We start from the raw sequence: 17,788 nt of genomic DNA on the forward strand, positions 1-17,788 counted from the left end.
TCGCCGCTTCCATGACAGTGCTAAAGACGGGACGACCTGGCCGGCGGTTCCCGGGTTGCCCTGGGCAGCTCCCGAATCTGACCCTCGGGAACCTCCTGGCGCTTCATCCCGTCTCCCCACGTCCGAACCGAGGCAACCAGCGCGTCCCGCGCTCGCTTGTCCCCGCGGACCTCAGGTCTCCATGGCCCCCACAGAGCAACAGGTCGCGTCAGCCCCGCCGGCGGGACCGTCCTGGAAGAACGACCTCGTCGCAGGGTTCCTCGTGTTCCTCATCGCCCTCCCCCTCTGCCTGGGGATCGCGATGGCGAGCGGCTTCCCTCCCGTCGCTGGCATCCTCACCGCCGTCGTCGGCGGCGTCATCTCCACCTGGATGGGGAGTGCCCGGCTGACCATCAAAGGGCCGGCGGCAGGTCTCATCGTCATCGCGCTGGGCGCCGTCACCGAGCTCGGGGGCACGGAAGGGGGCGGCTACCGCCGCGCGCTCGCCTGCATCGTGGTCGCCGCGGTCCTCCAGATCGGCCTCGCGCTCGCGCGTGCCGGCAAGCTCGGCGACTTCTTCCCCTCGTCGGTGGTGCACGGGATGCTCGCGGCCATCGGCATCATCATCTTCTCCAAGCAGATCCACGTGCTCCTCGGCGTCTCGCCTGCCGCGAAGGAGCCCCTCCACCTGCTCGCCGAGATCCCCCACAGCGTCGCCGCGATGAATCCCGAGATCGCGCTCATCGGCGCGCTCTCCCTGGCGCTGCTCTTCGGGTGGCCCTTCGTCGCCAAACGGTTCGCGTGGGCGAAGCGCGTCCCGGCGCCGCTCCTCGTGCTCGCGGGCGCGATGCCGCTCGCGTACTTCTTCGACCTGGAGCACGAGCACACCTACTCGTTCGCCATCACCCACCACGACTACACGATCGGGCCCAAGTTCCTGGTGAACCTCCCGGGCAACCTGCTCAAGGCGGTGGCGTTCCCGGACTTCTCCCAGATCACCTCGTCGGTCTCCATCAAGTACGTGGTCATGTTCACGCTGGTCGGGAGCATCGAGTCGCTCCTGTCGGCCAAGGCCGTCGACACCCTGGATCCCGAGAAGCGCCGCTCCGACCTCGACCGTGACCTGCTCGCCACGGGCGTCGGCAACCTCGTCGCGGGGTTCATCGGCGGCCTGCCAATGATCTCGGAGATCGTCCGCAGCTCGGCCAACATCGGCTACGGCGCGAGGACGCGGCTCGCGAACTTCTTCCACGGCCTGTTCCTCCTGCTCTTCGTGGCCTTCGCTCCCGGCCTCATCCACCGCATTCCCCTCGCCGCGCTGGCGGCGATGCTCACCTTCACCGGCATCCGCCTCGCCTCGCCGAAGGAGTTCGTGCATACCTTCCGCATCGGCAAGGAGCAGCTCCTCATTCTCTCGACCACCACGCTCGTCACCATTGCCACCGACCTGCTGGTCGGCGTCGCGGCGGGCATCGCGATGAAGATGGTGATTCACCTCTTCAATGGCACGCCCGTCGGCAGCCTCTTCCGCCCGGAGATCGACGAGCAGGTGGTGGGCGACCGGGTGACGCTGCAGGTCAAGCACGCCGCGGTGTTCAGCAATTACCTCACCATCAAGCGCCGCATCGAACAGCACGCGAGCGCGAAGGCCATCGAGGTCGACCTCTCGAACGCGCGGCTCGTCGATCACACCGTGATGACCAACCTGCAAGACCTGAAGTCCCTCTTGGAGAGCCAGGGGCGCTCGCTCACCGTGAGCGGGCTCGACGCCCACAGCCAGCTCTCGGCGCACCCCCTCTCGGCGCGCAAGAAGATGGCCCTCGCCCCCGTCGCCTCCCGCTGAAGCCTCCTTCCCCCCGAGCAGCCATGAGTCACGATCACGGTCCAGAACGTCACGCCGAGGCCACCCCGGAAGCGCGTCTCCGCGCGCTCCTCGACCACGCCGCGCACCTCTTGCCGGCGCAGGGGCCCATCGGCGTGTTCATCCACCACAACACCCTGCACGCCTTCCAGCACCTGCCGTTCCACGAGGCCGTCGCGGCGGCGAGCGCCACCTTCGGCGCGGAGGGCTACCTCGCCGAGGCGGAGTACCGCGCCTTCCTCGGCACGGGGCGCATCACCGAGGAGGACCTCGCGGCGGCGCTCGATGACCACCACCGCCGCGAGAGCCCGGAGCGCCTTGCCGAGAGCCGGGGGCCCTTCACCCGCGCCTCCATCGAGCGCGTTGCGCTCCGTCACTCGCTCCGCACGGTGAGCGAGGCGGCCCTCGTCTGGCGCATGGCCGAGCAGGGGAAGCGGGGCTTTTCCGACGAGGCGCGCGCGCTCTGGGACGCCTGCCGTGCCCTGCCCCTGCCGCCTGCGCCTCCGACCGAGCTGTCGCTCGTCGATCGCGTGGGCCTCGACCGCACCCACCGCGATCTTCTCCTCGCGGTCACGGGCGAGGACGCGGCGGAGATGATCGGATCCTTCCTCGTGCGGCTCCTTTCCGCCTACCTCGATGAAGGCGTCGCGCACTGGGCCATGCCCGACCGCGACAAGGGCCTGTTCCAGGCCTTCGCGGCGATGACCCGCGAGGCGCCCCCGGCTGCCGCATTCCTGCGCGAGCTCCCCGCCGAGTTCGGACGCATCGCCCGCGCCAAGCTCACGCCCGCGAGCATCGTCCTCAGCGCCCTGGAGACGCTCGGCGTCTCGGAGGCGCACCGGGAGGCGTACCTGACGCAGATCCTCCTGGAGATGCCGGGCTGGGCCGGGATGATCCACCGGCTGGAGCACACCCCGGGGGACAGGGCGCCCACGGCGCCTCCCGCCTCGCTCACGGAGTACCTCGCGGTGCGCCTCACCCTCTGGCAGCTCGCGCTGCGCGACATCGCGCGCCAGCGGCTCGGCTACGAGGGGCCGCTCGCGGGCCTCGTCGATCACGTGCGGCGCAGCCAGCGGCCCTCGTCGCCGCCAGCCCAGGCGATGGACCGCTCCGCGGATCACGAGCGTCCCTACCTGCTCTTCCAGCTCGCCCAGGCGGCGGGCGTGGAGGCGGCGCAGGTGAAGCTCCTCTCCGAGAGCGATCGCCTCTGGGTGCTCGGTGTGCTCGAGGCGTTCGACGAGACCACCCGCCGCCGGGTGTGGCACGAGGCGTACGAGCGTCACCACCGCCATGAGGTCATGCACGCCCTCGCGGTCAACCTGCGCAGGCCGGTCGCGGCGCGGCGCGTCGCCGAGCCCGCCCTGCAGGTCATCTGCTGCATGGACGACCGGAGCTGCGGCCTCCGCCGTCACCTGGAGGAGCTGTCGCCCCGCAACGAGACCTTCGGCATCGCCGGCTTCTTCGGCGTGCCCATCCGTTACCGTGGCCTCGACGATCCCGGTTTCGCGGCCCTCTGCCCGCTCGGCGCCGAGCCCGCCTACGAGGTGGTGGAGCGCCCCGTCGAGGAGGCCCACGGCACCCAGCGGCGCGGCCGGAGGCGGCGGTGGGCGCGGCTGCTCCATGCGCTGCGCCACGGCACGAACACCATGACCCGGGGGATGCTGCTCACGCCCACCCTCGGGGTGTTCTCGCTGTTCCCGCTCGTGGGGCGCGTGCTCATGCCGCGCACCGCGGGCAAGCTCCGGGCGGCGGTCGGCCGGCGCCTCCTGCCGCTGCCGGCGACGCACCTGCACAGCCCGGGCGAGGGCGACCTCGGCGCGGGCCTGCGCGTGCTCACCGCGGCCGAGAAGGCGGGTCGGGTCGGGGCGGCGCTGGAGAACATGGGCCTCGTGAAGAGCTTCGCGCCGCTGGTGGTCGTGCTGGGGCATGGCTCGCGCAGCACGAACAACCCCCACCAGTCGGCTTACGACTGCGGCGCTTGCGGCGGCCGCCTCGGCGAGCCGAACGCGCGGCTCTTCGCGGAGATGGCGAACGACCCGGAGACCCGCGCCTTGCTCCGCCAGCGCGGCATCGACATCCCCGAGACTACCTGGTTCGTGGGCGGGCTCCACAACACGACGACCGACGGCATCACCCTGAGCGACACGCACCGGGCCCCGCCCTCCCACGCGAAGGTGCTGGCTGCGGCGCGGGCGACGCTCGACGAGGCGCGCAAGCTGCACGCCCACGAGCGCTGCCGCCGGTTCGCCTCGGCGCCGAAGTCGCTCACCCCCGAGGCGGCCCTGGCGCACGTCGAGACGCGCGCCGAGGACCTCAGCCAGGCCCGGCCCGAGCTCGGGCACGTCACCAATGCCGTCTGCGTGATCGGCCGCCGCGAGATGACCCGCGGGCTCTTCCTCGACCGGCGGGCCTTCCTGATCTCGTACGATCCGACCCTCGACGTGGAGGGCCGCATTCTCGAGCGCATCGTCGCGGCGGCGGGCCCCGTCGGCGCCGGCATCAACCTCGAGTACTACTTCTCCCGCGTCGACAACGCCCACTACGGCTGCGGCACCAAGCTCCCCCACAACCTGGTCTCGTTGCTCGGGGTGATGGAGGGCGGGGCAGGGGACCTGCGCACGGGCCTACCGAAGCAGATGATCGAGATCCACGAGCCGGTCCGCCTCCTGCTGGTGCTGGAGACCACGCCCGAGGTGGCGGTGGGCATCTGCGAGCGGCAGCCCGTGGTGCGCGAGCTGGTGGTGAACGGCTGGGTGCAGGTCGTGTGCGTCGACCCGGACACCGGCCGGATGATGCACTTCAAGGATGGTGGCTTCACGTCGCTCGTCCCCCCGGGGGGACCGCTGCCGGAGGTCGCGCGCTCCGTCGACTGGTACGCCGGGAAGTCCGATTTCGTCGCTCCTGCGCTCATCCGCGCTGCGTCCGCGGAGATCGTGCGCTTGGATGACCCGCCGCGCCCGCCGCGCCCGCCGCGTACGGCGCAGGAGGAGGTGGCCCATGTCGCTGCCTGAGATCCTCGCGAGGCTCGCCGCCCTGGCCGTCGTCGCTCCGGCCGTGGCGTTCGCTGCGCTCGGTGCCTTCACCCTGCTTCTGCGCGCCCCGAGCGAGCGTGTGGTGTCGCGGGTCGTCCTCGCCGCGCTCACCCTGTCGGCGCTCTCGTCGCTCGTGGTGTGGGGCTGCGCGGTCATCGCGCCCGACGCCTTTCTCGCGGTGGACGTGGGCCACTGGTTCAAGACGCGGGAGTACGAGTTCGACCTCGTGCTGCTCATCGATCGGCTCTCGTCGACGATGATGCTCCTGGTCTCGCTCATCGCCCTCGTGGTGGGCCGCTTCTCCATCGCCTACCTGCACCGGGAGGCGGGCTTCACCCGGTTCTTCCTGCTCCTCTCGCTCTTCGCGACGGGCATGCTGGCGCTGGTCTCGGCCGGCACGGTCGATGTCTTCTTTGCGGGCTGGGAGCTCGTCGGCGTGACCAGCGTGCTGCTCGTGGCGTTCTTCCACGAGCGCGCGGCGCCGGCGCGGGCGGCGGCGCGGGTCTACGTGACCTACCGCCTCTGCGACATCGGCCTGCTCGTGGGGGTGGTGCTGATGCACGAGCTGGCGCACTCCTCGCATTTCGAGGCGGTCCTCGGCGGCGAGGCGTGGCCGGGCACCGGCGCGGCGCTCGGGCAGGGTGGGGCGACGGCGCTCGCGCTGTGCTTCCTCGTGGCGGCCATGGGCAAGAGCGCCCAGTTCCCGGTGGGGAGCTGGCTGCCGCGCGCCATGGAGGGACCCACGCCGTCGAGCGCGCTGTTCTACGGGGCGATCTCCGTGCACGCCGGGGTCTACCTCCTGCTGCGCCTGGCGCCGCTCCTCCAGAGCGCGCCCGCGGCGAGCGCGGTGGTCGCGGTGGTCGGTGCCCTCACGGCCGTCTATGCGACCCTGGTCGGCCGCGCCCAGTCCGACGTGAAGAGCGCCCTCGCGCACGCGACCATGTCCCAGGTGGGGATCATGTTCATCGAGATCGGCCTGGGCTTCTACCAGCTCGCGCTGGTGCACCTCTTCGCCCACGCCTGCCTGCGCTGCCTGCAGCTCCTCCGCGCCCCCTCGGCGCTGCGCGATGCGCAGGACATCCGCTCGGCCCACGAGGGCGCGCCGCTGCCGCAGCTCGGGCTCGCGGCCAGGCTCCTGCCCGCACGGCTCGTGCGGCGCGTGTACTGGCTGGCTCTCGAGCGCTTCCACCTGGAGGCGCTCCAGGAGCGGTTCGTCGCGGCGCCCGTGATGCGGCTCGGGCAGCGGCTCGACCGGGTCGAGCGCCGTCTGGTGGCGACGCTGGCGGGCGTCGGGGATCGCTCGGGTGAGGGTGGCGGCGGAGGTGTCGCCCGCGGCGCGCTTCCGGCTGGAGAGGGCGGAGAGGGCGTCGCGCGGCCCAGCTCGGGGGGCGCCATGGCCCTCTCTTCCCGTTCCGTGCTGAGCGATTCCCGCGACGCGGGGGAGGTCCGATCATGAGCGCACTCGTCCTGCTCTCGGCGTTGATCCTGGTCCCCTGGGTCACTGCTCTCCTGGTCCGACGCGCGCCGAGCGACGAGCGGGGCAGCGAGATCGCGATTGCCGGCGCTGCGGTGACGCTCCTCCTCGCCGTGGCCCCGCTCGCGCTGATGCACGGCGGGAGCTTCGATGGGGTGGGCCCGACCTTGCCCCTGGTGGGCGCCCGGCTGCACCTGGGGCTCGACGGCTACAGCGTGGTCATGCCGCTGCTCGTGGCCGGCATGCAGCTCTGCCTTCTCATCGCCGGGCGGCGGGCGGTGCTCGACCGCCCGAACCTCGCGGCGGTGCTCTCCACCGCGAGCGCCACGATCGCCATCCTGTGCGCCCGTGACCTCGCCCTGTTCGGGGTGGCGTGGGTCGCCACGCTCATCCCTGGCGAACGGCTCATTGCCCGCAAGGAAGTGAACGATCCCCTCCTCCGGCGCACCTACCGGCTCTTCCTGCTCGGCGGGACGCTGCCCATCGTGGCCGGCATCGCGGGCATCGCCTGGCTCGCCGCCCAGCGGGGCGCGGTGGCGCCCTTCGACATCGACGAGATCCACCGCGTCGGCCTGCCTGCCGCCTCCCAGCCGGTGCTCTTCGCCCTGCTCGGGCTCGCGGTGCTGATCCGGAGGGCGGCGGTGCCCTTCCACGGCTGGCTGCCCGTCCTGCTCGAGCGGGGGCCCTTCGGGGTGGCGCTCCTGCTCGGGCAGGCGCAGGTGGGCATCCACCTCTTGCTGACGGTGGTGGTGCCTCTCCTGCCCGAGGGCAGCGCGGCGGGGATGCCCATCATCGCCGGCGTCGGGCTGCTGAGCACCGTGCACGGCGCGGTGCTGGCGCTGGTGCAGACCGACCTGCGCCGGATGATCGGCTACCTGATGTCCAGCCAGAAGGGCGTGATGCTCCTCGGCATCGCTTCCATGAACATCCAGAGCGTGAGCGGCGCGCTGCTCCAGGGCGTGGCGTCGACCATCTCGCTCACCGGCCTCGCCATCGTGATCTGGGCCATCGAGGCGCGCACCGGCGCGGCCGACACCCGCAAGCTCGGCGGCCTCGTCGCGAGCATGCCCCGCGCGGCGGCGTTCTTCTTCCTGCTGGCCTGCGCGAGCATCGGCTTCCCGGGCGCGCTGACCTTCGTGAGCGAGGACCTGCTCATCCACGGCGTGCTGCACGTCCACCCGGTGCTCGCGGTGATCATGCTGGTGGCAACCGCGATCAACGGCATCACCGTCTTCCGCGCGTTCCAGCGCACCTTCCTCGGCCCCGCGCCGCGCGCACGCTACGCGGCCGTGGAGTCCATGCTCCTCAGGGAGCGGGTGGTGCTCCTGTCGCTCGTGGCGCTCACCGTGGTCCTCGGTGTGGCTCCTACGAGGCTCCTCGTGCTCCGCGAGGGGGTGGTCGATCGGGTGGTCGAGCAGATCCACCCGTGACGTGCGGCATGGGTCCTGCTCCAATCGCGGCGCATGGCCCAGACCACCCCCCCTCCGTCCACGCCCGCGCGCGCGTCCACGCGCCCGCCTCCGCGCCTGCTCGACGGCCCCTACGACATCGCGCCCCTCGACGAGCGCGGCCTGCCCCTCGTCATCGCGGCCCGGGCCCAGCGGGCGCTGCCACCCCTCATCGCGTGGCTCGAGGCCCACCAGGAGGAGCTCGCGGCGCGCCTCCGCGTCCACGGCGCGCTCCTCTTGCGCGGCTTCGACGTCCAGGAGCCGCACGACTTCGAGCGGGTGGCGCGCGCCGTCGATCCGGAGCTGTCGCGGGAGTACATGGGGACCTCGCCGCGCAAGGCGCTGACCGACTACGTGTTCTCCGCGAGCGAGCTGCCCGGCTACTACCCGATCCCGCAGCACTGCGAGATGAGCTTCACGGCGCGCCCTCCGCGCCGGCTCTTCTTCTGCTGCCTGACCGCGCCCGCCTCCGGGGGTGAGACGCCGCTCTGCGACTTCCGCAAGGTCTATGCGGGCCTCCGGCCCGAGGTGCGCGACCGCTTCGCGGAGCGGGGGATCCGGATCGTGCGCAACTACGGAGCACCGGACGGGTCGTCCGCACGCGGCGCCAACGGCGCGGGCGATGCGGGCGGTGAGGAGGGCGCGGGCGGCGCGGGCGATGCCCTGGCCAGGGTGAAGGCGTTCGGGCGCAAGTTCGATCCCTGGCAGCTCAAGCGCTGGGACGAGATCTTCGGCACCACGGATCGGGCCGAGGTCGAGGCCAAGTGCGCGGTCGAGGGCTTCAAGCCGACCTGGCTTCCGGACGGCGGTTTGCGGCTCACGAGCGAGCAGGAGGCGGCGCGGGCGCACCCGGAGACCGGCGACATGGCGTGGTTCAACCACGTGCAGGTCTTCCACCTCTCGACCGCCACCTCGGAGTACCGGCGGCTCTTCGCGCGGCGCCCGGAGCCGTGGCTCTTCGGGATGCTCCAGGCGAGCCGCGTCCTCACCGCGGCCCAGCGCAGGCTGCGCAGGTCGGACGAGCTGACCTTGCACTGCACGTACCGGGACGGCCGGGAGATCCCGGAGGCGGACCTGGAGCACGTGCGCGACGTGATCTGGCAGAACCTGGTGGTGTTTCCGTGGCGGCGCGGGGACGTGGTCGCGATCGACAACGCGATCGTGGCGCATGGGCGCATGCCCTACCAGGGCCCGCGCGAGGTGGTCGTCGCCTGGGCGTGAGGCGGCCAGTCCCTCGCGCGCTCCTCTACGCGGGGGGGCCGCCGCGAGGAGGCCGCCACCTCGCGCTCATTTGCGCGAAGGGGCCTGCATGGAGGTCTGGAACACCCGCAGGAGCAGGAGCAGCGAGGGGAGGATCAGCGCTGCGCCCGCGGCCAGGGCCCAGAGCAACGCCCGCTGGGTGGCGCTGCCCGCCGCCGCGCTTTGCACGGTGACGTCGGGGACCACGAGGTAGGGGTACTGCGACACGGCCCAGCCCACCACGATGAAGGCCACCTGCGCGGCCGCCGCGATCCGGGCCGGCCAGTAGCGCCGCGCGACGAGGAGGGCGAGCGCCGTGATGGACGTGGCAGCCGTCACTCCATGGAGTACGAGTGCGAAGGGGGAGCTCGTCAGCCCCGACCACACCCTCGGCGCGCCGCTCCGCGCGAGGAGCAGCACGCCGAAGGCTGCCCCGAAGACCGCGACACCCGACCCGAGCGCGCGACGGCGGAAGTCCTCCTGGAGCGCGCGCTCCCGGGTCTCCGCGGTCAGGTAGACCGCCGCCAGGAAGGCAAACAGGCAAAGCGCCAGCGCGCCCACCGACAGCGCGAAGGGGGAGAGCCAGGGCGCGAAGAACCCGCTCACCACCACCCGCCCCTCGACCCGGATGGCGCCGCTCACCACCGCCCCCACGCAGGCGCCGAGGAGGGCCGGCGACAGCACGCTCGCCACGCTGAACACGCGCCCCCAGCGCCGCTGCACGGCGTCGCCGCGCGCGTCGTAGGTGCGGAAGGTGAACGCCGTGCCCCGGAAGATGACGCCGAGGAGGAACAGCGACAGCGGCACGTGCAGCGCCACCGACAGCGCAGCGAACGCGGGCGGGAAAGCGCCGAAGAGGATGACGACGCCGATGATCAGCCAGACGTGGTTGACCTCCCACACCGGTCCGAGCGCCTTGGCGATGAGCGCCCGCTGCGCGTCGCGCCGGGGGCCGCGGGCGAAGAGGTCCCACACGCCGCCGCCGAAGTCGGCCCCCCCGAAGAGGGCGTAGAGCACGAAGGCGCCGAGGAGCGCGCCGCCGAGCCACAGCTCAGTGGGCATGGGAGGGCTCCGGATCGTCGTGCGCGTCGTGTCCCCCGGCGCCCTCGTGACCCGGCAAGGTCCCGGCCACCTGCCGCACGAGGAGGAAGACCACCATCACGCCGAGGAAAGCGTAGACCAGGGTGAAGGTCCAGAAGGGCGCGGCGAGGTGCGGCACCGGGGTCACGGCGTCGGCGGTGCGCATCACCCCGTGGATGATCCAGGGCTGCCGTCCCCACTCGGTGGTCAGCCACCCGGCCTCCATGGCCACGACGCCGAGCGGCCCGCAGAGGAGCCAGGCCCAGAGCATGCGGCGGCCGTCGGGCCAGGCCTTGCGTCGGAAGCGCAGGAACAGGGTGAGCGCCGCGAGCAGGGCCATGGTCGTCCCGGTCCCGACCATGAGCTGGAAGGCGAAGTGCACCTTCGCGATGGGGGGCCACTCGTCGCGCGGGAACTCCTTCAGGCCCTTCACCTCGGCGTCGGGGTCGTTGAAGGCCAGGATGGAGAGGGCCTTCGGGATCTCCAGCGCATAGCGGGTCGTGGCGGTCTCCACGTCGGGCAGCCCGCCCAGGCTGATGGGCGCCCCGCGCGCAGTCTCGAAGTGAGCCTCCAGCGCCGCGAACTTCACGGGCTGCGCGGTGGCGACGTGCTTCGCCGAGAGGTCCCCGATGAGGGGCTGGAGGAGCGCCGTCGCGCACGCGAGCGGCAGGGCGATGGAGAGCGCCTTGCGGTGGAAGGTCGAGCCAGGGTGCCGGAGCAGGACGAGCGCGTGGATGCCCGCCATCGCGAAGGCGCTCGCCTGGTAGCAGGCGACGAGGGTGTGCGAGGTCTGGTGCAGCCAGCTCGGGCCGAACATCGCCGCCACAGGATCGACGTCCACCGGCCCGTGCGGGGTGGGGGTGAAGCCCGCCGGGTGGTTCATGAAGGCGTTCACGAGGGTGACGAAGAACGCGCTCGCCGCGCCGCTGAGCGCGACCATCACTCCGGAGAAGAGGTGGAGCGACGGGGAGATCCGGTCGCGGCCGTAGAGGTAGATGCCGAGGAAGACGGCCTCCGTGAAGAAGGCGGTGCCTTCGAGCGCGAAGGGCAGCCCGATCACCTCGCCGTAGGTGCCCATCAGCTCGGGCCAGAGCAGGCCGAGCTCGAAGGAGAGGACGGTGCCGCTCACCGCGCCCACAGCGAAGAGGATGGCCGTGCCCTTCGCCAGCTTGCGGCTGAGGGTCACGTAGTGGGCGTCGCCCGTCCTCCGCGCCTTGAGGTCGCTCAGGACCATCAGGAGGGGCAGCGCGATGCCTGCCGCCGCGAACACGATGTGGAAGGCGAGGGAGAGCCCCATCTGGGCGCGCGCGTAGAGGAGGTCCATGGCGGGATGAATGTCCTTTAGGGGCGGCTCCCAGGCAATCAACAGGTGAGGGCCGTACATGTGAAATGTGTCCGGGGCTGCGCAGGCCGACAGCGCCACTTGGGCATGGCGGTCCTCTGCCTTCCTGGTGAAGGATGGCGCATTCAGGAGAAGCGCGTTGATCGTCAGCAAAACCCTCTCGGGTCGTATCGTCCTTCGCTACACCGGCCTGCCGGTGCTCTTTCACGTGCTGTTCGCCGTGGGCGTGGTCGCTGCCTACACGACGCTCGACTTCGGGTGGCTATCGGTGCCATCGCTGCCGCTCACGGTGATCGCCACGGCGCTCGGCGTGCTGCTCGCCTTCCGGAACAACAACGCCTACGAGCGCTGGTGGGAGGCGCGCACGCTCTGGGGGTCGCTGGTGAACATGTCACGCTCGTTCGCGCGCCAGGTGCTCACCTTCCTTCCCACGACTCCGGACGGCACCCCCGACACCCAGCGCGAGTCGGTGCCTGCCTCGCGCCTCCTGCAGACCGCGGTGTTCGTGGACAAGGACGGCAAGCTCGACGTGGACGAGCTGCTCGCGCAGTCGAGCGACGGGGCGGTGCGGGATCCGCTCGGCCATGCCCGCGACCTCCACACGCCCGGCAGCCGCAAGGAGGTCCGGACCTCCCTGGAGGTGGCGCAAGCGACGAACAACGAGCAGGCCGCGGGATCCATGGAGAAGGTGGTCGAGAACGGCAGGGAGCTGGTCTACGCGCAGATCGGGTTCGTGCACGCGCTGCGCTGCCACCTGCGGCGACAGGACTCGTTGTCGGAGATCGATGGCTTCTTCAGGCCGGTGGTGCTGAACGCGCTGCGCAGTGAGCAGAACGTCCCTGCCGCGATCCTGGTGTGGATGGGAGCGCGTCTCCGCCGTATCTACGGGCGGGAGGCGGGCCCCCAGGACATCTTCCGGCTGGTGGCCATGGACCGCTCGCTGACCGACCTGGCCAACATCCTGGGCGCGTGCGAGCGCATCAAGAACACGCCCATCCCCAGGCAGTACGACATCCTGCCGCGGGTGATGGTGCACGTGTACCTGGGGCTGATGCCGCTCGGGGTGGTGAACGAGCTCGGGTGGCTCACGCCGATCGTGAACGCCATCGTCTCCTTCCTGTTCATCGCCATGGACGCGATCGGGCGCGATGTGGAGACGCCCTTCGAGGACGACGTGAGCGACGTGCCGATGACGTCGCTGAGCCGGACCATCGAGATCAACCTGCGGCAGATGCTGGGTGAGACAGACCTGCCGGCGCCGCTGCAGCCGGACAACGGGATGCTGTACTGAGCCATGCAGGGTGGTTCGTCTCCTGACCAGCTCGGTCCGCCTACCGGCAGGAGCGGTAAGCGGTATGATTCGCCTCGATGTCCGGAAAGCCCCTGTACGTAGGCATCGATCTCGGCACCACCAACTCCACTGCCGCGGTCTTCGACGGTGATCAGGTGTCGCTGGTGCGCAATGCGCAGGGGTCGTCACTGACCCCGAGTGTGGTGCGGATCGACGGCAAGGGTACGGTCTCGGTGGGGGGGAGGGCGCGTCGGTTCCTGGAGACCGATCCCCAGAATACGCGCAGCGAGTTCAAGCGGCTGATGGGTACGGCGCAGGAGATCCCGTTCGCGGCGGCGAAGCTGACCCGCAAGCCCGAGGCGCTGGCCGCCGAGGTGCTGAAGTCCCTGCGCGCCGACGTGGCCGAGCAGTTCGGGGTCGCGCCGAGCCGGGCCGTGATCTCGGTGCCCGCGCTGTTCGAGGTGCCGCAGAGCGCGGCGACGTCGGAGGCGGCGCGGCTCGCGGGGTTCGAGCGGGTGGAGCTGATCCAGGAGCCGGTGGCGTCGGCGCTCGCGACGGGGTGGTCCGCCGAGGAGCAGGTGGGGAGCTGGCTCGTGTACGATCTCGGAGGCGGGACGTTCGACGCGTCGCTCCTGGAGACGCGCGACGGGCTGCTCCGGGTGGTGGGGCACGACGGGGACAACTTCCTCGGCGGGCGCGACTTCGACTGGGCCGTGGTGGACTGGGCGCTCGCCGAGGTGGGCCGCGCGCACGGGGTGTCGCTGAGCCGCGCGGAGGCGGCGCACGCGGCCGGGGTGCGCAAGCTCAAGCTGGCGGTGGAGGAGGCGAAGATCGAGCTGACGCGGGGGCGGGAGGCGCTTCTCTCTCTCGCCGGCGTGTTCGAGGTGGGGGGGCGGTCCATCGACGTGGACCTGTCGCTCGACCGGGTGACGCTGGAGGCGCTGTGCGCGCCCATCGTGGATCGCTCGATCGAGGTGTGCCGGCGTCTGCTCACGGCGCACGGGCTCTCGCCGGCGCAGCTCGCGCGGGTGGTGCTGGTGGGGGGGCCGACGGTGATGCCGGTGGTGCGGGCGCGCGTGAAGGAGGCGCTCGGGGCGCCCTTCGGCGAGGGGCTGGATCCGATGACGCTGGTCGCGCAGGGCGCGGCACTCTACGCGGCGACGGCAGGGCTCGACGCGCGCGCGCAGGCCGAGAGCGGAGGCGCCGGGGGTGCCGGGAGCGGGGCGGTCCAGAAGCTCTGGTTGCAGTACCCGGCGATGACCTCGGATCTCCTCCCGCACGTGATCGGGCGCAGGGTGGACGATGGCGCAAAGGGCGGCAGGGCCGGGGGCAAGGACGCGCTCGCGGCCGTGAAGCTCGTGCGCGGCGATGGGCAGTGGGAGAGCGTGGAGGGACCCCTCGACGAGGAGGGAGCATTCGTGGTGTCGGCAGAGCTGTTGCCGCGGCGGCCCAACGTGTTCCGGCTGGAGGGGCGGAGCGCGGAGGGGACGAAGGTCGAGGTGCAGCCGGCGGCGATCACCATCGTGCAGGGGCTGACCATCAGCGATCCGCCGCTGTCGCGGACCATTGGCGTCGCGCTCGCCGACAACGCGGTCCGGGTGTACTTCGAGCGCGGGGCGCCCTTGCCGGCGAAGCGGACGTTCGTGCACCAGACGGTGGAGAGCGTGGCGCGGGGGAGCGGGGGGCACCTGCTCAAGATCCCGGTGGTGCAGGGGGAGATGGAGCAGGCGCACCTCTGCCGGGTGGTGGGCACCCTGGAGATCAAGGGCGACGGGCTCAAGGCGAGCTTGCCGGCGGGGTCGTCGGTGGAGCTCACCCTGGAGCTCGACAGGGGAGGCCACCTGTCGGCGCGGGCGTTGATCCCTGCGCAGGGGCTGGTGTTCGAGCAGGTGGCCCACCTGCTCGTGCCCGACGCGGCCGTGGAGGTGCTCACGGCGTCGCTCGGGGCGATGCGGACGCGGCTCGCGGCGCTCAAGATCGATGCGGTGAAGCGAGACGATCCCCATGCGGTCGGCAAGCTGACGTACGTGGAGTGCACGCTGCCCGAGGTGGAGCGTGACATCGCCGCGGCGAAGGGGGGAGACGCGGACGCGGGGCAGAAGGCGCGGCGGTCGCTGCTCGACCTGGACGCGATGCTGGAGCAGGCCGAGGGCGACAAGCGCTGGCCGGAGCTGTCGAAGGAGGCGCAGGTCGCGGTGGCGGCGGCGTCGCGCTGGGTGGGAGAGCTGGGCTCGAAGACGGAGAAGCAGCTCCTCGGCGAGGCGGCCGAGGCGGTGGCGCGGGCGCGGGCGGAGCGCAATCTCCTCGAGCTGCAGCGGCAGCTCCGGCTGGTGCACAGCCTGAGCAACGCCGCGTTCTACCGGCACCCGGACGCCTGGACGTGGATGTTCGATGAGGCGGCGTCGGAGGTCGATCAGTCGTCGGACCTGGTGAAGGCGCAGCGGCTCGTGCGCGAGGGGCGACAGGCCCAGGAGAAGGGCGACAAGGCGGCGCTGCGCGCGGTGACGGAGCAGCTCTGGAAGCTGATGCCCGTCGACGTGCAGAAGCGGCGGCTCGGCCACGACTCGGGGGTGCGCTGAGATGGGCCGCGGAGACGAGGCGCTCGGGCGCATCCGCGACAACCCCTTCTACGTGCTCGGCCTCCGGCCCGCGGCGACCCGGATGGAGGTGGAGCGCGAGGGGCAAAAGCTCCTCGGGATGCTGGAGCTGAAGCTCAAGAGCGCGGGGACCTACGCGACACCCGTGGGCCCCGGAGAGCGGACGCCGGACAAGGTGCGCCGGGCCATGGCGGAGCTGCGCGATCCGGAGAAGCGGCTCGGGCACGAGCTGTGGGCGCGGCTCACGCCGGATTCAGGAGAGGAACCGGAGCGATCCGGGACAAGGCGGGTGACCGCTCTGGAGGCCGCGGAGCTGGCCGAGGAGGCGGAGCTGGAGGCGATGGCCGCGGAGGCCGCCGCAGAGGCGCGCGCGCGCGAGGGAGAGAATCCGCTCGCGCCGTGGCCGGAGGCGCTGCAGGCGCTCGGGTGGGCTGCAGGGCGGAGCGCCCGGTGATGCTGCTCCTCGTGGTGCTCGCGGTACTCCTGGTGGTGTTCGCGCCGTGGCTGATCACGCGCTGGGTGTTGATCCCGCTGGGGTTGCCGCGGTTCGCGTACTACATGGCCACGCTCGCCGACTGGACGTTCCTCGCCGACCGGCGTGGCGGGGCGGTGCTTGCCGGCGCGTGGGCCCTCTGCCGGAGGCCTGCGGGGGACGAGGCGCTCGCGGGGTGGCTGGAGCGGAAGCTCCTCGGGGTCGAGAAGCCGGGTCCGGAGGGCGAGGCGCTGCAGGTGGCATGGCTCGTGGCGAGGGCCTTGATGGCCCTCCGCCGAGGTGACCTCAGGCGGCTACGGATGCTGTTCGAGGTCCAGGAGCTGAGCACGGGGTTCGAGACGCTGCGGGGAGCCGGGATCGGAGCCATGGGCTTGCTCGCGGCTTACCGCGGGGACCTCGCAGGGGCGCGGGCGCTGCTCGAGAGCCTGGAGCACGTCGACGCACGCGCCTGCCCGCGCCTCGCCGGCGAGGTCGCCCTGCGCTGGCTTGCGGCCGATGCTGCTGCGCGTGGGGCCTGGAGCGAGGTGTCGGCGCTCTGCGCCGTCGGATGGCGAGGGGGGCGCGACGTGGCGCTGCTCGGCGCGGTGGCGGCGCGGCTGCTCGACGCGGAGGGCGCGCCAGGTGACGTCGGCCTGTGGGCGCGCTGGCTCCTCGCGCCCCGGCGGAGAGCAACGCTTGCGCTGGTGCAGCGGGCGCTCCGGCCCCGGCTGGAGCGGGGGCCGCAGGTGGAGGCGCCGAAGGTCAGGGGGGTGGTACGCGAAGGAGATCGGTGGGGGCACGCGGTGGCGCTGCATGCAGCGCTGCTCCTCCGGGGAGAGGGCGGGGTGAACGGCGAAGACCTGCGCCGGCTCGGCGGGGCCTGGGACGCGGTGTTCGAGGACGAGGCGGCGCGCGCGGAGGTCGAGGAGCGCGCCCGGGCCATCGGGGCATCGGGCGCACAGGCGGCGATCGAGGGATTGCGGTCCTCGGCCGTGGAGGACCTGGTGGCACTCGTGCAGGCGGCACGGATTCCCCATGAGCAGTGGGACGATCTCGGCGAAATGCTGCGTCGCGCAAACCGGCAGCTCCGGAGCGACCTGCTGGCAGAGCTGGAGTTGACCGTGGAGAGGCTGCGTCGGCGCGTGGACGAGGCCCGGGCGCTGCCGGCCATCGACGAGTGGCGGGAGTGGATCGCGCTCAAGGGCCGCTACGAGCAGGCCGCGGCGCTGGTGGGGATGGAGCTGCGGCGCCTGTCGTTCCCCAGGATGAACGTCGAGGTGTGTCACCTCGCCGTGTGGCTGTTCAACGTGCGCGGGCAGCGGGCCCTGGCGAACGCGATGTTCCGCTGGCTCCTCGCCGAGGCGGAGGCGGTGGGGGACGAGAGGGCCGCCGCGCGGGCGCGGGACAACCTCGCCTGCGGGGTCTGAGGGGCTTCAGGCGACGGTGGCGGCGGTGTTAAGCTCGCCTCCGCCATGGCGCTCCTCCCGTCCCGCCGCTCGTTCCTCTCGTTTGCCCTGATGGCTCCTGCACTCGCCGTGACGGGGTGCGAGCCGATCATGGAAGTGTACATGTCGACCGACGGGAGCATCGGGGTGAGCAGTTTCACCCGCTTCGACGAGATCCACTGCATCATCTACCTGAGGGGCGGTGACACCAACTCGCGCCTGAACTTCAAGCTGAGCGGTGGCGCCGCGCCGCCGGGCGAGAACGAGGTGAAGCTCATCATCCTGGAGCGGAACATCTTCCCGCGCCCGAGCACCGCGCAGCTCGGCGACACCGTGACGGTCGACGTGCAGCTCCTGGGTCCGGCGCTCGATCCTACGAAGCCAAGTGTGCCGAGCACGGGTGGTCCCTGGGTGCCGGACAACTACTCCATCACGGTGATCCTGGACGATGCCAGCACCGGTCAGGTGATCCAGGAAGAGACCGTGGATTTCTCGATCAGGTGAGCGCCCCGCGGAGAGAGGGCGAGC

Annotated in this window: 12 protein-coding genes; 10 read left to right on the forward strand and 2 right to left on the reverse strand. The window is 71.7% G+C overall.

What is annotated here, in order from left to right; translation table 11 throughout:
• The first annotated feature begins 181 nt into the window (after positions 1-181).
• From CAP_RS28925 to CAP_RS28945, 5 genes are read left to right on the forward strand one after another with little or no spacing between them, the layout of a single operon-like run.
• The gene (locus CAP_RS28925; RefSeq protein WP_044246886.1) at positions 182-1,822 is read left to right on the forward strand and encodes a SulP family inorganic anion transporter; all 1,641 of its coding nucleotides are present in this window, start codon (positions 182-184) and stop codon (positions 1,820-1,822) included.
• A 23-nt stretch (positions 1,823-1,845) separates the two neighbouring features.
• On the forward strand, positions 1,846-4,851 hold the full coding sequence (locus tag CAP_RS28930; protein ID WP_063748769.1) for a YbcC family protein: 3,006 nt from the start codon (positions 1,846-1,848) through the stop codon (positions 4,849-4,851).
• A complete protein-coding gene (locus tag CAP_RS28935; protein WP_081865366.1) occupies positions 4,838-6,328 on the forward strand; it encodes a proton-conducting transporter transmembrane domain-containing protein in 1,491 nt (496 codons plus the stop codon). The genes CAP_RS28930 and CAP_RS28935 overlap by 14 nt, the downstream gene beginning before the upstream one ends.
• A complete protein-coding gene (locus CAP_RS28940) occupies positions 6,325-7,776 on the forward strand; it encodes a complex I subunit 4 family protein (protein WP_044246887.1) in 1,452 nt (483 codons plus the stop codon). Before CAP_RS28935 ends, CAP_RS28940 begins: the two co-directional genes overlap by 4 nt.
• Before the next feature lie 33 nt (positions 7,777-7,809).
• Positions 7,810-9,015: a TauD/TfdA family dioxygenase gene (locus CAP_RS28945; protein WP_052376242.1), complete on the forward strand. Its 1,206-nt coding sequence runs from the start codon at positions 7,810-7,812 to the stop codon at positions 9,013-9,015.
• A 66-nt stretch (positions 9,016-9,081) separates the two neighbouring features.
• Here CAP_RS28945 and CAP_RS28950 read toward each other — a convergent pair whose 3' ends face one another.
• Together CAP_RS28950 and CAP_RS28955 are read right to left on the reverse strand one after the other, a co-directional pair.
• Complete coding sequence (locus CAP_RS28950; protein WP_044246888.1) at positions 9,082-10,095, reverse strand: cytochrome d ubiquinol oxidase subunit II; 1,014 nt, start codon at positions 10,093-10,095, stop codon at positions 9,082-9,084.
• Positions 10,085-11,437, reverse strand: a complete 1,353-nt coding sequence (locus CAP_RS28955; protein ID WP_044246889.1) for a cytochrome ubiquinol oxidase subunit I — start codon at positions 11,435-11,437, stop codon at positions 10,085-10,087. Before CAP_RS28955 ends, CAP_RS28950 begins: the two co-directional genes overlap by 11 nt.
• A gap of 157 nt (positions 11,438-11,594) precedes the next feature.
• On the opposite strand from CAP_RS28955, the gene CAP_RS28960 reads away from it, so the two are divergent.
• From CAP_RS28960 to CAP_RS28980, 5 genes are all read left to right on the forward strand, one after another.
• Complete coding sequence (locus tag CAP_RS28960; protein WP_044246890.1) at positions 11,595-12,746, forward strand: bestrophin family protein; 1,152 nt, start codon at positions 11,595-11,597, stop codon at positions 12,744-12,746.
• A gap of 77 nt (positions 12,747-12,823) precedes the next feature.
• A complete protein-coding gene (locus CAP_RS28965) occupies positions 12,824-15,325 on the forward strand; it encodes an Hsp70 family protein (protein ID WP_044246891.1) in 2,502 nt (833 codons plus the stop codon).
• A gap of 1 nt (position 15,326) precedes the next feature.
• Positions 15,327-15,797 (forward strand): hypothetical protein, encoded by a 471-nt coding sequence (locus CAP_RS28970; RefSeq protein ID WP_044246892.1) that lies wholly within the window; start codon positions 15,327-15,329, stop codon positions 15,795-15,797.
• A complete protein-coding gene (locus CAP_RS28975) occupies positions 15,794-17,242 on the forward strand; it encodes a hypothetical protein (protein WP_156041227.1) in 1,449 nt (482 codons plus the stop codon). The genes CAP_RS28970 and CAP_RS28975 overlap by 4 nt, the downstream gene beginning before the upstream one ends.
• Before the next feature lie 45 nt (positions 17,243-17,287).
• The gene (locus tag CAP_RS28980) at positions 17,288-17,764 is read left to right on the forward strand and encodes a hypothetical protein (protein ID WP_044246894.1); all 477 of its coding nucleotides are present in this window, start codon (positions 17,288-17,290) and stop codon (positions 17,762-17,764) included.
• The last annotated feature ends 24 nt before the right edge of the window (positions 17,765-17,788 follow it).

The organism is Chondromyces apiculatus DSM 436, from assembly GCF_000601485.1.
Taxonomy (GTDB): domain Bacteria; phylum Myxococcota_A; class Polyangia; order Polyangiales; family Polyangiaceae; genus Chondromyces; species Chondromyces apiculatus.

Excerpts from the sequence above, each read along its gene's own strand:
- CAP_RS28925 (WP_044246886.1), top strand. The coding sequence starts at position 182 with ATGGCCCCCACAGAGCAACAGGTCGCGTCAGCCCCGCCGGCGGGACCG.
- CAP_RS28930 (WP_063748769.1), top strand. The coding sequence starts at position 1,846 with ATGAGTCACGATCACGGTCCAGAACGTCACGCCGAGGCCACCCCGGAA.
- CAP_RS28935 (WP_081865366.1), top strand. The coding sequence starts at position 4,838 with ATGTCGCTGCCTGAGATCCTCGCGAGGCTCGCCGCCCTGGCCGTCGTC.
- CAP_RS28940 (WP_044246887.1), top strand. The coding sequence starts at position 6,325 with ATGAGCGCACTCGTCCTGCTCTCGGCGTTGATCCTGGTCCCCTGGGTC.
- CAP_RS28945 (WP_052376242.1), top strand. The coding sequence starts at position 7,810 with ATGGCCCAGACCACCCCCCCTCCGTCCACGCCCGCGCGCGCGTCCACG.
- CAP_RS28950 (WP_044246888.1), bottom strand. The coding sequence starts at position 10,095 with ATGCCCACTGAGCTGTGGCTCGGCGGCGCGCTCCTCGGCGCCTTCGTG.
- CAP_RS28955 (WP_044246889.1), bottom strand. The coding sequence starts at position 11,437 with ATGGACCTCCTCTACGCGCGCGCCCAGATGGGGCTCTCCCTCGCCTTC.
- CAP_RS28965 (WP_044246891.1), top strand. The coding sequence starts at position 12,824 with ATGTCCGGAAAGCCCCTGTACGTAGGCATCGATCTCGGCACCACCAAC.
- CAP_RS28970 (WP_044246892.1), top strand. The coding sequence starts at position 15,327 with ATGGGCCGCGGAGACGAGGCGCTCGGGCGCATCCGCGACAACCCCTTC.
- CAP_RS28980 (WP_044246894.1), top strand. The coding sequence starts at position 17,288 with ATGGCGCTCCTCCCGTCCCGCCGCTCGTTCCTCTCGTTTGCCCTGATG.